Source organism: Paenibacillus sp. 2RAB27, assembly GCF_052115445.1.
Taxonomy (GTDB): Bacteria; Bacillota; Bacilli; order Paenibacillales; family NBRC-103111; genus Paenibacillus_E.
The window spans coordinates 292,385-308,681 of record NZ_JBFRGR010000005.1 but is presented as its reverse complement, the minus strand read 5'-3'; the positions used below and the strand labels follow the sequence as shown (position 1 = coordinate 308,681).

Sequence of the window (16,297 nt, the reverse complement as noted above, 5' to 3'; positions counted from 1 at the left end):
CATTTAAAACATAACATAACGGAATTATCTTGTAAATCACTTTTCGATGCCATGCCAATCCCTGTTGTACGAGTGGCTCACGACCTAATTTTTAACTCCTCTCAGATAACCAAAGCCCGTTAATTTTAAAAAAAGGAGTAATAAGAATCGAGCAGAAAAGAAAGTCTCTGGGTAGAAGAGTCTCCCAACTTGTGGCCGAACCCCCACAGAACCCGACGGGTAGTGGTGCAAAGCTCTAATACATGATAACGTAACTGATAATGAAGACATGGGATGGAGCAACTTATGGAAACCAAATTGGATTTATTTAAATGGAAGCAATATGAGTCAGCAATCATTTTACTAACCGTGCGATGGTATTTAAAATATAGTTTAAGTTATCGAGACATCGTAGAAATAATGAGTGAGCGGGGATTAGAGATTTCCCATACGACGATCATGAGATGGGTCCATGAGTTTGGGCCCGAAATAGACAAACGAATCCGCCCCTATTTAAAACCCACAAATGATTCGTACAGAACGGACGAAACGTACATCAAAGTCAATGGAAGTATTTATATAGAGCGGTTGATTCTATGAGGAAAACGATTGATTTTATGTTATCCGAAAATCGAGATATGCCAGCAGCTAAGCGTTTCTTCACAAAAGCATTGACCTCACCACATAATCAATTACCACGTGTGATCACTTTGGATAAAAACCCGACATATCCACCAGCCATACAAGAATTAATAAATGAAAAAGCCATGCCTAAAGGAACTTTGGTTAGACAGACAAAGTATTTAAACAACATTGTGGAGCAAGATCATCGATTCATAAAGAAAATCACAAAACCAATGCTTGGTTTCAAAACGTTTCACACTGCAGAGCAGACGTTGAGGGGAATCGAGGCTATGCATATGATTAGTAAAGGGCAGGCGGAAAATAATTCGTCTGTCCTATCTTCCGTAGAATGGCTCAATAAAATATTTGGTATAGTGGCATAGTTAAATTACAATTTATAGGTATTTTCTATCCATTTTATATTCTTGCACCACAACCGTTCGCGGCCTGATCGAGTTTAAAGAATACCGCTCCGCGCTTCGTATTTGCCTGGGCCGTAAAGACGACCTCGACCTTCGTCCAATCGCCGGTTTTCGCCGCTTCCGTCCACGTGTAGGTCATAGACGCACCGCCGGCGTCGATTTGGCGCACGCCAAGTGCAACCGAGCCTGCAGTCGCTTCTGTCTTCACCCAGCCCGTCAGCTTATATTTGGCTCCGGGAACAAGCGGCCATCAGCATGGAAGCATTGCATTGTACGTATGATGAACCTAGGCAAAACGCGCATATCCTCAGCAAAAGGATATACGCGTTTTTCACTACGGCGTTGGAATGATTTCAAGCTTCACGTCGTCGAACCATGCAGGCGCTCCAACGTTTGGCTCTAATCTCAAATAAACCTGGAGAATCGTTGCATCTGCTCGGGGGACAAGTTCTAATTCAAGGTACTGCCATCCCGGACCAGAGGTGCTGATCGGMGTATAGCTATAACTCAAGGATGCACTCGTCTGATTCGTTTGGCGTAAGCCAAATCTTGCTTTGCTATTTTCGCTGTACACCCACCCGCTCAAACGATATTTAGCTCCGGGAGTAATCGCAACATTGTGTGAACGGCCTTCTATCGCTAGTCCCGGATTCCCCGGATCAGGCGTCGCTTTGACAGCATAGCTTCCGCTATGCGCCTGCTCATTCGATCGCTCCATTTTTGTCGAGGACCAATCGCTTGGAAGTAAGGGATTCGTCGTACTCACCTTTTCAAAGCTGGGATTATTCAACAAGTTTGCGTAATACGCTACCTTGAGTCTTGTATGCAGCGCATCCTTGCCGCCCATTCCCAAACGAATTTCCACGAAGTAGTCGCCTTCTCCCAATCCCACAGGGACGGTTAATGTTCCTTCTACCATCAACGACTGGTTGGCAGGAATCGTAACCGGGCTGGCAAACTGGAGTTGAATCCCATTCGCCCCCGTGCCGGAAAGCTCAACATTCAGAGGGACGGAACCATTATTTTTGATCGTTACTGGAACCTTATACGTCCCTGCACGCGTAACCTTGATCTCTTCACTTGAGAGCTGAAGATTAATCTGTTTTCTGATCAGCGCATACGCTCCGTCAACGATAGCCTGACTGTCGGCTTCGCCTAATACGTCAGTAGACCGAAGCCGCTCCGCTTCTGCGATGAAATCAGCAAGAAGATCTACATAGGGTTCAATCTCATTCCGCTGATATTTTTGATCGGCCGATTCGAGTAATCCAAGCATCGGCTGAGCTTGGGCGCCGGTCAACTTCTCTGCAAGGATATAGCCATTTACAACGTCAATCAAATTTGCTGCGCCGCCGTTTCGAGCTTGATAAACCCCAAGGTCATCCAAATAGACGGTGGCATCTTCTGCATTACTAACTTGCGTGTTGATTAGAATATTTTGAATATCGCGACCGTTAATTTGCGCTGGCATTTCTTCCAAGAAGTTGATCTCCGTCCATTGCCCGGCATGATCGGCTAATATTATCGATTTGGAGAAATACACCAATTTATCCTTCCCGGTATGGAGCTCAATGACGATTTGAACGATCCCTTTGCTGGTTATCCCTGCCGGCGTGAAAAATTTGACGGAAGAAGCCAATAATCCCGGATTAACATCCACAAACTTCCACACACCAGCTTGCTTGGCGTTTGTGAAACGCAAACTGTGTGTTCCGCTAAACGACTGTTCATCCGTAACTTCGATATTCGCCTTATTATCCGGCCGCCATTTATTCCAAGTAGGAATACCAGACTCCTCGAATGAAGCATCGACAGCTAAAGACTGCCCGATATTGGTGCGATCTAGCAAATTCGCGAATTCGCGAAGCTTCGGCTTGGAAGCGTCTTTCTGGAAAGCGTGAATGCGTTGCATAATCGCGTTATTCTCATCCAAAGGACCGTGATCCTCTAGGTAATGTTTGACATGCCATAGTTCATCTGCATTCCAACCGGACCAAGTTTCCCCGTATGAAATCGGATCGGCAGGGTATCTTAGCGTCGGGCTTTGGTTATATTCGGCAATGAGTTCCGGCCGGCGCTTCACCAACTTTAATCGATCTTCTAATGTTTGTTCCATATCGTTCAACAGTGCCAACACGTCGTTATCGCTAGTCGGCTTTTGGATCTGACGCGGATAAGAGAGCCCAGAAGCTTCGTAATATTCCAATTGGCGCAATAACTGCCCCGCTCTTGTTTTTTGTTGCGCCGTCTGAGCCTTAGTGAGTACCGATTCAAGCAAGGAGCGACTTTGAATGAGCTCGTCTCTTGCAAGCGCTAAATACGAGTCATTTCTCATCGATAAGTAGGTGTCATCCTTGGAAGCTTGGAACCAGGATGACTGTGTTGCCTTCGTTCTCCAGAATTGTTCCCACAGATCAAAATACTTTCTCAAGTACGGAGCCGCTTCCAGACCTACCGCTGCTTGATACCAATGATCGAGTAATGTATCCGCACTCTGCTCCATACTCCAGCCGAGCTTGGCGATGAGCCAGGGCTGAGGGCCGTCCCCGAGCACAGGATGCATATCCCAGTGGTGTACGAGCACATTTTTCTCCTGTGCATACGTGTACAACTCTTCTAGCAGATGCGGATAAACACGCGGAAGCGGATATACATAACTCAGCATGTAATCATACCAGCCCAATTGTGTCGCCTTTTCACTCCAAGCTTCCATATGCGCTTTGCCTCGCGCTTCCACTTCCGGGTCAACCCAGGCTAACCGATCCTTCGTTATCACAGGAATGACACGCGGGTTCAACTTGAACGAAGGAACATCCGCAACTTCCTCATACGCATAAACACCAAACCATTTGTCCGGATAGTCCGCCAGTACACCTTCGGCAACCTCATTCACCCATTTGTAATAAATGTCCGACATGTCCTGCCTGCCGACTGAATTGACCTTGTTCGGATATAAAGGATGAGCAGGACTTCCTTCGCAATAGCCCCCTATATCGTTAACAGCAAGAGAGAAAGAATTTGCTTTCGGATTATTTCGGAAGAACTCTTTTATATTGTATACCGCTTCTGTAACAGTAGCCGGATTGCTGTAACACGGCTGCCATCCCACGTCTGCACCAGGAGCAGGCGGCTTATTATTCGGATAAAAATTCGGATACTTTGTCGTATCTCCATATTTCTGAACCGGGAAAACATTGAAAAGGTTATGGCCAAGTGCGATGTCAGATGCCGAAATCGTCCGGTTCTGGCGTTGCCAATCTGTACGAAGCGTGCCATAAACCGACTCGCTGCCCATATTCATCGTGCGCTTTAACGAGAACGCTGTTGGCTCATCTTTCCAACGTTCGTTTGGCAGAAGCAGTTCGTCCAGATGCGGAACATCAACCCACTCTTCCCCCGGAAATAGCCACGTAACACCTACATATTTCTCCAAAAAGGCGTATGCGCCATTACGTGTTCCAATCAGCGTCGGACTTGCGATGATCAACTGGTTGTTATCAGGAACGATTATAAATCCGTCAGGATGCAAAGCTCCCACTTCATCTGCAAGTTCCCGATCTTCGGTGTAGGAGCCGGCTCCAATCCGTATCGTAACCGTAGAGGGATCCAACATCATCCCTTCCAGTTGATCGACCGTATATACCGATAGTGTTACGCCAGTCGCACGACCGATATAGTCAGCAATTGCCGCTGTCGCTTCGTTTATTTCCCTATCGCTCTGCACCGGCTTGACAATGACAGCATGGGCTTGCCCTTGCGAGACGATGGCCAAAGGTTTCGCAGTAGGCGCAGTCGATGGTGTCGGTGCAGATGGGGTATCGTTGCCATTATCACCGCCATTGGTCGTTGGCGTTGGCGACGGCGATGTCGAACCTGCTCCCTCCACCTTATCCGGTTTCTTCTCGAATGTTGAAGCTTTCGCCTGTTCGCTTATGACAGCTTTTTGGATCTGGCCTTTTCCTGTAACTTTGGCCACTGCCTCCAACAAAAGAGACACAATCGTCGATCCCTCGCCGACATTCAACTGGACTCCCTTGCTTTTCGCTGTCGTCGTTCCTTCAATCGTCACATTTTCCAGGAATACTTCACCTGCGCCGATTCCTTCAGCCAGAATCAGGTTGCCGGTTATTCGCATATTCCGCAAGGAAATGCCGGCAGCATTTACCACAACGTCCCGTCTGACGGTTTCGACTCCTTCGGACGGTCCGTATGTTCCCTCTTGATCGTAGGTCGCCGTATATCTTACTGCAACTGTGCGGTCTAGGATAACGACAGCCTCTGCACGGGTAATCGGCGCTTCCGGTTTAAATTTGCCGTCTTCATATCCTTCCAATAAGCCGGCATTGGCCGCCGCCCCTACGGCCTCCCTGCTCCATTCGGCAATGGCGCTTGTATCGCTAAATCGACCGGTAGCGGCGCGATAGACCGTACCGTCCAACCGGATCAGCCTGGCAATCATGATAGCCGTCTCCTGACGGCTAATCGGACGATCCGCACCGATCGTTCCGTCTTCATATCCTTCGATATATCCGGCGGCAACCGCCTTGGCTACTTCATCATAGGCCCAATTAGAAGCTGCCAGATCCCGAAAATGGATGGGTACCTTCTCGGTAAATCCGAATGATCGGTTGACAAATGCCATAAACTCCAAACGGGTTACGATGTTGTCCGGCTGGAACGCACCATCCGCATACCCTTGAATATATCCCCGGGCAGACCAATCCAACAGTTGCTTTTCCGCCCAATGTCCTTTAATGTCAGTCAAATTGCCAGAATCCGAATTTTCCGCGCCATGCGCTACAGACCCCAGATTCAATACGGATTCAAATGAAGGAAGCATCAGACTCAAAATAAGCAATAGAATAAACTTCGTTCCGATAAACCGAATTCGTTGCATCTTGAACCTCCCGTTTCTAAGTAATCGATTTCCCTTATTCCGCAAAACCTATAAATTAAGCCAATTAAAACGAATTTCCCTTTCTTCCATATACACCTCCTCCTCAAAGTACTGTTTCAAGCGAAACGGACCAAACCAAATCGAATGATTTAATGGAGATCCAGCATCACATTCCCGGAAGGTATTGTAAGCGACGTGTTCACTTTCAAAGGTTTTTGCACGGTATCGTCTGAAAAGCACTCCGAGTAATAATAATTTGTTCCTGCCCGGACAATCCAAACAAACGTATTAGTCGAGGTTATGACATCATTTACATTATAAAAAACGCAACCCTTGAACAACGTAGTCGGCTTTATTGTTCCTTCTTCTTGAATACGGACAATATAATCGGAAGTATCGATATCCTTTTCAAAGCGGCAATTAACAAATTCAAGAAGTATATTTTTATTTTCAGCTGTTCTCGCAATGAATATCATTTGTGTGCCTGATAAAGCAAACCTTACATCATCAAAAAGGATCCGTCCGGTTGTCGTGAGATGCATTCCTCCGAAGACGGAACATTTGTGAAATTGGATCTCAGCTGTCGCAGAGAAACCTCCAAATACATGATTATTTCCCAAAAACTTACAATTGTCAAAATAGGCCCCCAGAAAATTAAAGAGCATCGGAATCGCCAAGAAACTATTCGCTGCTTTCAATAATGGAGTACCATTAAGCGCTTTCAAATAAAGCGGTTCGGAAGTGGCGACGCAGGTGCATCGGTCGATATGCATATGAAACTTGGCTTGATTGTACACAACGATATCTCCGGAGGATGACGCACTTGATGCGAATGCATTCATATCCATTCCGTTATGATCGAACGTGCAATTACTGATTTGAATCGTTGATTGAGATTCGTTGCCGCTACATATAATTCCCACGGCCAGCTGTCCGGGCGCGCTTACGCGCAATTGGATCGAACATTCATTCAGCCTCACCACATCGTTCGGATGGCACGCATTTACCGCAACTCCATATCTGGAGCCCGTTACGTAACAACCGGAGCATGTGACTGAAAAACAATTGGCCAGACTATCGTCTGCGATAACCCCATACAAATTATCGATAGCGATACAAGAGTCAAGCACGAAAGCCGCCGCTGCCGATTCATGGAGTCGGTTGGCCCCCGGCGCTACCGTAAAGCCGCTTTGGGTGTTATTTTCGGCCACGCATTGGGAATACGTTACGTTCTCCGAATTTTCGGCCCAAAATCCAGTATTATATTCGCCTCCTCCGTAAAGCTTGGACTGATCATGTCCGAAACGAGCGTAACATTGCGAGTAAGACAGATTGGTACTCTTACTTTCAGAGACGAACCCGATGCGCGTATAGTCTTCGGCCAAACAGCGGTCAAATTTGACATTGCGGCTACCGACCACGTAAACAGCGTCACCGAAATTTCCTCTGGCTTTTCTCATCGTACAATCGACGACCGTAACCGAATTACAACTTTCAACCCTCAACGTCGACATCACGCTATTTTGGAATACACACTGCTGCAGGTGAATGTTACTGCTGCTGTATACAACAAAAGCAAGGGCACCGGTAAAAGAATCGTAGTTGGAACTGCTCCAAGCCACCGGATCCGGGCTTACCGCTCCATCGAACGTCAATCCCGCGATTTCGATGCCGTTTTGTCCGGTTATTCTCAAAAAGTTGTATCTATTGGATCCCGGCGAATTATTTTTTACGGTTGCTCCTTCGTAGCTGAACCACGAGGTATGGAGCAATAATCCGTAAGTCATGTAAGTTCCTGATGGAAAATATAAACGTTTGGACAATGCTGCGGCCGTATTATCGGCGTTCTGAACCAACACGGTATCATCCGTCAGCCCGTCTCCCTTGGCGCCGAACCATTTCACATTCACAAAATCCGTAGTAATGATGCGCTTGTATCGGACGCCGGATGCCGAGACGACAACAGTTCCCGTATTATCAGTCGAAACCGTATCGGACGCATCGCCAATAAAATGTCCTTCTTGTCCGGCATCCGTTATGTAATACAAATCGTCGGACAGCGGTTCTGAACTGGCTCTCAAATCGGCCAATTTAATAGGGATGCAACAGGTACCAGCCCAACCAACGCCCGAACCGTAAACTGATTGCGTCACCGTATTTCCATTACCATTACCATTTCCGAACACGCTTTTTTGTCCGAACATGGTTGAAGCCACAGTCGCTGCACCTACAATACCGATGGAAGCAATTAGTTTCCTCCGGCTAATTCTATTTTCAATTCCCGCCTGTTGCATACCCGAATCAGATTCGAACGTATCGCTCGGCATGTTTTATCCCTCCTATGAATATGAATGAAAGTGATTTTGTTAAAGGCGATTTTTCAAATGTGGATTCAGGGGGCGATTCACCGATGATTCGTCGTTTGTTCCGCTCAGGATGCGGAATGATCTCCTTTCATTTATGATTTAGACACGGGGAAACCAACCATCCCATTCCGGAAACAGCCAGTAACTTCCATGTCTTTGTCCTGAATGGAACCTCAGTCTTCTTGGAAGACCATTCGAATCAAGGCATCCCTATATTCGGGATTACATGAAGCCTGCGTTCTTGCATGAAGAACCGCACTCCCTATTACGCTTCCAATCACAGCACGAAGCGGAGCTTGTTTGCATCGCACGTTTACCCTTTCAGCCCGGTAGAAGCGATCCCCTCTACGAACAGCTTTTGCGCGATGATGAAAATAATAATGACCGGAATCGTGACGATCACCGCGCCGGCCATTAGCAGCTGGGGCTCAACGCCGACGTCGTTACTCAGGAAGAGCAGGCCGAGCGGCAGCGTAAACATCTTTTTTGTCATGCAGGTATAAGAGCGGCCCCATCGTATTGCTCCAAACGCCCATGAACGTAAATACCCCGAGCGCCGACAAGGCCGAACGCGACAATGGAAAATAGATACGCCACAGCACCCACCAAGGTCCGCAGCCGTCGATCGTCATCGCTTCGAACAGTTCTCTCGGCACGTTTTTGTAAAACTGATGTAACAGGAAAATGCCGAACGCGCCGGCCAGGAAGCTCGGAACGATAAGCGGCATATACGTGTCAAGCCCGCCAAGCGATTTCCAAATGAAATAGCCCGGTATCATCGTCACCTGCGCCGGCAGCATGAGCGTGGAAAGCATCGCGAGATAGAGCGGTTTTTTCAGCCTGAAGTTGAACATCGCCAAACCGAAAGCAACCATCGCGCAAGACAGCAGGGTGCCGATAATATCAAGCGTGACGATGAAAAAGCTGTTGAGCATATAGCGCGCAAAGTCCACCTTGATCCATACCGTCGAATAAAAGCTCCAATCGATCGGATTCGGAATCCACTGCGGAGGTAGCTTCATCACGTTTCCACTTGACTTGAGCGAGGTGGCGACCATCCAATAGAACGGCATCAGCATCACGAGCCCGCCAATGATCAACAGAATATGAATGATTCCGTTCTTCCATGAAATCCGTTTACTCATAATGAACCCACCTCTTCTCAAACCATTTCTGCACGAGCGTAACCGAGATGATCAACGCGAACAACGCCCAGGACATGGCGGAAGCGTAGCCCATTTTCGATGTCAGGAAGGCATCCCTGTAAATCAGGATGTTTGGAGTCAGCTTCTGATCCGAGACGATATCGGGCGAAGAGAACTCTGCCGCAAATCCCCGATCGCGACTTGCTCTCCGCTCGCAATCGAGACGTTGGCCGCCGCGCCGATCAACATAGACATCGCTCCCGCATGCGAGCCAGCCATTTGACCAAGTGGGTCTGCCAAGTCGCCAGCAAAAATCATCCGCCGCAAACGCTGGTCGCCGCCGCCATGAGCGCCGGTTGCTTTAGCGGCTTGCATGGTCAGCAATTCTCCCGCGCGATTGAAAATACGGATCACATTGTTCGGTTCTTGCAAGCCAAGGCCGCTATGATAATCCTCCGCCTCGATTCGGCCTTTCGTGCCGACGAACGTTGCCCTCCAACCCTCATAAGGGCTATAGGCGTTGAGCGAATACGATAGTTGCGTCCCCTTCTTATACTTGACATTTAGCGACATCGTGTCATAAATATCAATGTCCTCTCCGAACACGCACTGATCCCGGAAATACCCGTCATGCGCTTCTGCATCCTTATAGAACGATTTCGTAAACGGATCGGCTGTGACATCGTAGTAAAAATCGCATGTGCTCGTATGCGCACAAGTCGAGCACGTATGGCCGCGCTGTTCGCGGGTCGGACCGTAGAACAGCCGCGCCCCGTTGGCATAAACTGTGTCCGGCTCGTCGTCCAACCACCAATTGACCATGTCGAAATGATGCGTCGACTTGTGGATAAGCAGACCGCCGCTATTGCTCATCTGCCGATGCCAGCGCCGAAAATAATCCGCACCATGATCCGTATCAAGCGACCAGTTCAAGGTTACGTGCAGGATGTCGCCGATCGCGCCTTCCTTCAGCAACTCCTTGATCCGGACAACATACGGCATAAACCGGCAGTTGAACGTGACGATGACTTTGCGACCCGTCCGTTGCTCCGCCTCAATGATCGCGCGGCACTTCTCCGCGTCCGTCGTCATCGGCTTCTCGGAGATCGCGTTGCAGCCCGCCTCCAGCGTCCGAATAATGTATTCGTGATGCAAGCTGTCAGGCGTCGTAACGATCACCGCGTCCGGCTTCGTTGCCGCAAGCATCACGTCGAAATCGTCAAACACCGGCACGTTCCCGGCTTGCTCGCTCAAAACGCTCGCCCGAACCGGATTAATGTCGCATACCCCAACCAGATCGGCAAAAGGTTTCAGTTCCGTGACAAGCGGTCTTGCGAACATGCTGAGCGCTCGACCGCCGGCCCCTATGATGACGTATTTTTTCATGGCGGTTTCTCCCTTTTCTCTAAATCTAAATCTAATCCAACTCACTGTCTCTCCAGTCGTGCAAATCCGGCAAGTCCAAATAACGCAGCATGCCCGGCATGATCGTCGCGACACGGTCCTGTATGTCATAATGGCGCTCCTGCACCCATTCACTCACGCTGTGGCAGCCCCCGACTACCTCGAGCTTCGCCACACGGCGATCCAAGCCCGCCGCCAATTGGGCGTACACACTGAACGTCCCATGCGTATACACGTGAATATCATCGTCCGCGTGTACGCATCCTCTTAGACACTCAGCCATATCGAGCGCCCTCAAAACATCGAATGTCCGCAGCGCCGCCAAGCTGTCATCGAGCCAGAACAAGTCCATCGCCAGCTTGTGAATCGTGCCGAACGGTGCGTCTACCGGGAACGTGTTAACCGGGTTCGGCGCCAGCGCCCCGGCTCCCGCCACATCAAGCACCATAACGATGCGTCCGCCAGCACATTGCTCGCGAATCCACGGCATATGCGGCTGCAGCCGTGAAGTTCCGCCGTTCCAGACGGCGATTGTAACTGGGAGGCTCGCATCGCCCTGCTGCACATTGCGGAATACGAGCGCATGACTGAACAACAGCTCCTGGCTTCGCCAGAAGACGCTGCGCACACGCAATTGCTCATCCGCCAGCGGTAACGCGAGATAGCGGGGGTTTAGCGGCACCGTACGCCTGCCGCCCATTACGTTGTCGTTCAGCGACACCGCATACCTACCATCGAATACTTTCTGTTTCAGCCAGCTTCTGGCCTGGAGCTCGCGTTCCTGTTCGGACAGCCTGCTCCGCATCACTGCCAGTTCAGCGGCGCGATCACGATTTTCCTCCCATATAGTCCGCGTATCCGCGTAGTCACTCTTCACCTGACCGCTCGCCGTACACCATAGCAGGGAAGGCTCCGCCAAGGCTGGCCGCACATGACGAACAGAGCGAGCTTCGCCGTTCAAATGCTTCGCGAAGAACATCGCCGCTGCTTGCGCATGATGCTCGGTGTACTTGTGCACCGCCTCGTCCTCGAACAACTCAAGCCCGTCAGCGTGGCCACACATTGCCCAAAACCGCCGAGCCCGCTCCACAGTCCTTCGCGTCCCTTCGATCGGAAAAAAATCGTCCGTCGAAGCGAGTACCAGCACCGGACGCGGCGCCATCGCCAGCAAGCTATCCTCGTGATCGAAGCCGATGGCGGTCATGCCCGGCCAAATTTGTTCCGCATCCTGGGGCTTACCGGACAGCATAATCGCTTCCCGGCTCGACAGGAACGTGCCCGGCGCTGCCGCCGCGATCAGGTCGTCGACCAGCATCGCCATGCACGTTTGCATGCCGCCGCCGGAATTACCGGTGATGCCGATTTTGCCAGAATCGACCTCGGGTCGGGTAACCAAATAATCGATCGCCCGCATCATGTCGTGAAGAAAATATCGCGCAATCCCGTCTCCAAGCGGCCAGCATTGCTCACCGGCATGCTCATGCTCACCCGTCCCCCAGCCGACTGTTGTTTGCTTCGTCTCGGGATCGTAGTAACTTAGCCGTTCCCCTTGGCCGATCGGATCGATCGCCATAACGATCAGCCCGGCCCCGACAAGATATTGGCACGCGTTCTGATATTCAATGCTATGCTTCGCTAACATGTCATGCCCACAAGCAAACACAACTGCGCCTCGCGGGGAGCGAACGTCATCAGGAACGTAAAGATTAGCCGTCACATACGTTTGCGGGCGAGCTTGAAAGACGATTTTTTCTACCCGGTATTCTGCAAAAGCAACCGTCTCGGTCACACAAGGTTCGAGCGCTGCGTCGGATGACGGCAACCCGCCAAGCTGCTCCAGCAGCTTCGCTCGCATCGTCTTCCTGCGCGTCTCCAATTGCTCCTGCGTCACAATGGCGTCCCGGTCGCGATCGCCTGCGGCGAAAGCGGCCAACGATCGGCTGTACACATACTGCCGAAGCTGATCTTTCACATCGAAATCCCGCAAGCGCCACGTCTCCAAATCGGTGATTTTCATCCTTTCAACCCCGTCGACGCGATGCCCTGAATGAATTGTTTCTGCGCGGCTAAGTACACGATAATAACCGGAATCGTCACAATCACAGCTCCCGCCATAATGACCGTCTGACTAATATTCGAGTCGTTTCTCAAATAAAGCAGGCCGATCGGGAGCGTGTACAGCGCTTTATTTTGCAAATAGATGAGCGGTCCCATCGCGTTATTCCACACACCCATAAACGTAAACACGCCGAGTGCGGACAACGCTGGCTTGCTCAAGGGTAAATATATTTTTGTAAAAATTCTTGGCGGACTGTACCCATCGACGACAGCGGCTTCATACAACTCCTTAGGGAGCGATTTAAAATATTGATGCATCAGGAAAATACCGAATGCCCCGCCGAGAAAGCTAGGAATAATCAAGGGATAATACGTATCAAGCGCATGGAATGATTTCCAAATAAAATAACTTGGGACAAGCGTAACTTGCGTCGGAATCATTAGCGTCGCCAACATCGCGATATACAACGGCTTGCGCAGCTTGAACTCGTACATCGCCAGACCGAACGCAACGAACGAACAGGAGAGCAGGGTACCCAACATATCGACAATGACAAGCAACACACTGTTCACGGTATAGCGACCGAAATTGACTTTGTCCCAAACTTCTTTATACGCCTCGAAAGTGAGCGGTTTAGGAATGAGCTGGGGCGGCATTGCGCTAAGTGCTCCTACTGTCTTCAGCGAAGTGGACACCATCCAGAGGAACGGAAACAGCATCACCAGCGCCCCAAGAAACAGGAGGATATAGGATACGATTTTGCCGATTGCGCGGTTATCAGTCATAGTGCACCCACCTTTTCTCGAAGTAGCGCTGGAATAACGTAATGGTCAAAATAATCGCAAACAAAGCCCATGCGCCCGCAGAAGCCGTCCCCATCTTGAACTGCTGCATCGCTTGCCCAAAAATCAGCATATTAGGAACCAAAGCACGTTCCGGTACGTTAGCGAGCAGCGATCCAAACATACTAAGGAACACGTCGAATGCCTGGAAAGCCGAAATCGTGGACAAGATCAACACCATATAGATCATCGGCGAGACGAGAGGAAACACAATTCGGATAAAATAATTCCAATTGCTCGCTCCGTCGATTTGTGCCGCTTCTTTCATATCCTTGGAAACAGTTTGTAAACCAGCCAACAATAAAATCATCGAGGAACCGACGCCCTTCCACACGTTGACGAGCGCGATGCTTCCGATGACGACCCACCAGTCCATGCTAGAGATCCATTTGACAGCCGGAATATGAACAAGCGAGAGCGTCCAGTTCAGCACCCCATATTGCGTATTGAAGATCCATGCCCATATCACCCCTGCAGCCATCCAAGGCGTTACGACAGGGAGAAAATAAAACAGCCTGAGCAGCGCTTGACCTCGGAGCCCCTGGTTCAGCAGGTGGGCGATCACAAGCGCCAGCAACGTCTGCAACGGGACAAAAATAAGTGCGAAGTACAACACGTTTCGGAGCGCGATCCAATATACTTTCTCCCCGAATACATCCTTCCAGTTAGCAAGCCCGACCCACTTAGGCGGATTAAACAAATCCCATTCGGCGAACGAGATATACCCCGAGAAGACGACGGGAAACACCGTGAAGACGAGAAGGCCAATCGTAAAAGGAAGCGTGAAAATATAGCCCCAATAGTTATGTTTATGCATCCGGACACCACCTTTTAAGAGGAAGTTCAAAAAGTCGTCTTTTGATCACGAAGTAATCCAGGAAGCGGACTCGACATCGAATCTTGCGTTCACCTTCGAAGTGCGGTACTCATGTAGGTTTTCCCTACACTCCGTTCCTCCTTCTTCAGCTTCTCTCAATCTTCTCGGTGCTGAAAACCCGACTTTTTGAACACTCACTTTAATTTCAAAAGTAACAACCAGACGAAGACGAATCGCCAACTCTTCGCGCGCGATCCGTCTCCAATTGCCGGCTGCCCTACAGCTTTAACTTCGCTTTGAGACCAGTTTTCACTGTGCTCGTCGCGAATTCTTATTTGTTTTTATCCAACACAGCTTGCACTTTCTCGTGAACTTGCTTGAGACCTTCCTCAGCAGGAATATTACCCTTCACGATGTCCGTGATGATCGGCTGTGCCGCTGTGCGCCATTCGGTCCAGCTCGGGTTCTCATCCAGCGTAACGCCGCCCTCGGCGATGCCTTCGGTGAACGCCTTCTTGTTAAGCGGCTTGGTGGTCGACTTCTCAATAACTTCAAACGCCGACTTCTTGACTGGGATCGACGAGCCGCTTGACGCCAAGATATTTTGCGATTCATCGCTCAAGTAGTATTTCAGGAACGTCCATGCTGCATCCTTCACGTCCTGCGATGCCTTGGAAGACACCAACCAGGAGTTCGTTACCATCGGTACGTAGCGCTTGCCGTCGACAGCTTTAGGCAACTTCACGACATCCCAGTCTGCGTCCGGGAAGTTTTTGTTGATCGCAACCTGGTTGCTGTACTGGAGAATATACATCGCCGCTTTCCCGGTCGCGAACGTTTGCATTTCGCCGCCGTTCGCCTTCTGGAAGTCGTCGCTCGTGAAGTAGCCTTGTTTGACGCCATCCGCAAGCTGCTTAATACCGGTCAACGTCTTCGGATCGTTAAACATTGATTTCGTCAGCGTACTGTCCAGCGCTTGCCCGCCCGCCTGCTTGATCCACGGGAACCAACCTTGCGTAATCGTAAAGTTGCCCACGAATCCGTAAATCGCCGGCTTGCCGTCAGCGCCGTTCTTCGTCAGTTTCTTAGCAGTTTCGATCAAATCGTTAAATGTCCAGTTGTCGTTTGGAAGCGGGATATTCGCATCCGCAAACACTTTCTTGTTGTAAGCGAGCGCAACCGGGTTAATGCCGTGAGGAATGCCGTACACTTTGCCTTCCGGCGTCTTCGCAGCGTACAAGCCTGGGATGTAGTCGGCATCCTTCAGATCTCGCTTGATATACGGAGCCAAGTCTTCCGCAACGCCGCGCTTGCCATAGCCGAGAATAACCGCATTCTCCTGAAGCCAAACGTCCGGTGTCGTGCCGCCGGCAATTTGCGTCGCGATCTTCGTTACGAAGTCGCCCCAAGGAGCGTCTTGAATTTCAACCTTAATATTCGGATATTTGGCGATAAAACCGTCGATAATTTCCTTTTTCGTTACATCATAGGCGCCAGGCAAACCGATTTTGAGCGATACGTTCTTCGGCGCTGCTGATCCGCCAGCTGTTGGCGAATTGCTCGGTGTGCCACCGCCGTCTTTCGTTGTCGAGCAACCCGCAACTGCAAGCGCTAACATTGCCGACATGGAAACCATCATAAGTCCCTTTTTGTTCATCTTTTAACCCCTCCATATTATTGAACTATATATGAAATCGTCTTGCGACGCGTTTCAACAATGAAATCCATAACATAATTTATAT

Annotated in this window: 9 protein-coding genes and 2 pseudogenes; 1 reads left to right on the top strand and 10 read right to left on the bottom strand. The window is 49.9% G+C overall.

Annotated elements, in window-relative coordinates; genetic code table 11:
- Positions 1 to 285 precede the first annotated feature (285 nt).
- Positions 286 to 986, top strand: a pseudogene (locus AB4114_RS10375) (IS6 family transposase).
- A gap of 34 nt (positions 987 to 1,020) precedes the next feature.
- Here the strand turns inward: AB4114_RS10375 and AB4114_RS10370 are convergent.
- From AB4114_RS10370 to AB4114_RS10325, 10 genes and pseudogenes are all read right to left on the bottom strand, one after another.
- Positions 1,021 to 1,257: pseudogene (locus tag AB4114_RS10370) on the bottom strand (carbohydrate binding domain-containing protein); the annotation flags it as partial.
- 102 nt (positions 1,258 to 1,359) lie between these two features.
- The gene (locus AB4114_RS10365) at positions 1,360 to 5,922 is read right to left on the bottom strand and encodes a DUF4838 domain-containing protein (protein WP_441988382.1); all 4,563 of its coding nucleotides are present in this window, start codon (positions 5,920 to 5,922) and stop codon (positions 1,360 to 1,362) included.
- 149 nt (positions 5,923 to 6,071) lie between these two features.
- Complete coding sequence (locus AB4114_RS10360) at positions 6,072 to 8,249, bottom strand: right-handed parallel beta-helix repeat-containing protein (protein WP_441988381.1); 2,178 nt, start codon at positions 8,247 to 8,249, stop codon at positions 6,072 to 6,074.
- A gap of 352 nt (positions 8,250 to 8,601) precedes the next feature.
- Positions 8,602 to 8,769: a hypothetical protein gene (locus tag AB4114_RS10355; protein ID WP_441988380.1), complete on the bottom strand. Its 168-nt coding sequence runs from the start codon at positions 8,767 to 8,769 to the stop codon at positions 8,602 to 8,604.
- Positions 8,732 to 9,433, bottom strand: a complete 702-nt coding sequence (locus AB4114_RS10350) for a carbohydrate ABC transporter permease (RefSeq protein ID WP_441988379.1) — start codon at positions 9,431 to 9,433, stop codon at positions 8,732 to 8,734. The genes AB4114_RS10355 and AB4114_RS10350 overlap by 38 nt, the downstream gene beginning before the upstream one ends.
- Before the next feature lie 138 nt (positions 9,434 to 9,571).
- Positions 9,572 to 10,819: a Gfo/Idh/MocA family protein gene (locus AB4114_RS10345; protein WP_441988378.1), complete on the bottom strand. Its 1,248-nt coding sequence runs from the start codon at positions 10,817 to 10,819 to the stop codon at positions 9,572 to 9,574.
- A 31-nt stretch (positions 10,820 to 10,850) separates the two neighbouring features.
- The gene (locus AB4114_RS10340; RefSeq protein WP_441988377.1) at positions 10,851 to 12,854 is read right to left on the bottom strand and encodes an alpha/beta hydrolase family protein; all 2,004 of its coding nucleotides are present in this window, start codon (positions 12,852 to 12,854) and stop codon (positions 10,851 to 10,853) included.
- A complete protein-coding gene (locus tag AB4114_RS10335) occupies positions 12,851 to 13,681 on the bottom strand; it encodes a carbohydrate ABC transporter permease (RefSeq protein WP_441988376.1) in 831 nt (276 codons plus the stop codon). Before AB4114_RS10335 ends, AB4114_RS10340 begins: the two co-directional genes overlap by 4 nt.
- Positions 13,674 to 14,555 (bottom strand): carbohydrate ABC transporter permease, encoded by an 882-nt coding sequence (locus tag AB4114_RS10330; protein ID WP_441988375.1) that lies wholly within the window; start codon positions 14,553 to 14,555, stop codon positions 13,674 to 13,676. The genes AB4114_RS10335 and AB4114_RS10330 overlap by 8 nt, the downstream gene beginning before the upstream one ends.
- 331 nt (positions 14,556 to 14,886) lie before the next feature.
- Positions 14,887 to 16,212, bottom strand: coding sequence for an ABC transporter substrate-binding protein (locus tag AB4114_RS10325; RefSeq protein ID WP_441988374.1), 1,326 nt, complete (start codon positions 16,210 to 16,212; stop codon positions 14,887 to 14,889).
- Between the last annotated feature and the right edge of the window lie 85 nt (positions 16,213 to 16,297).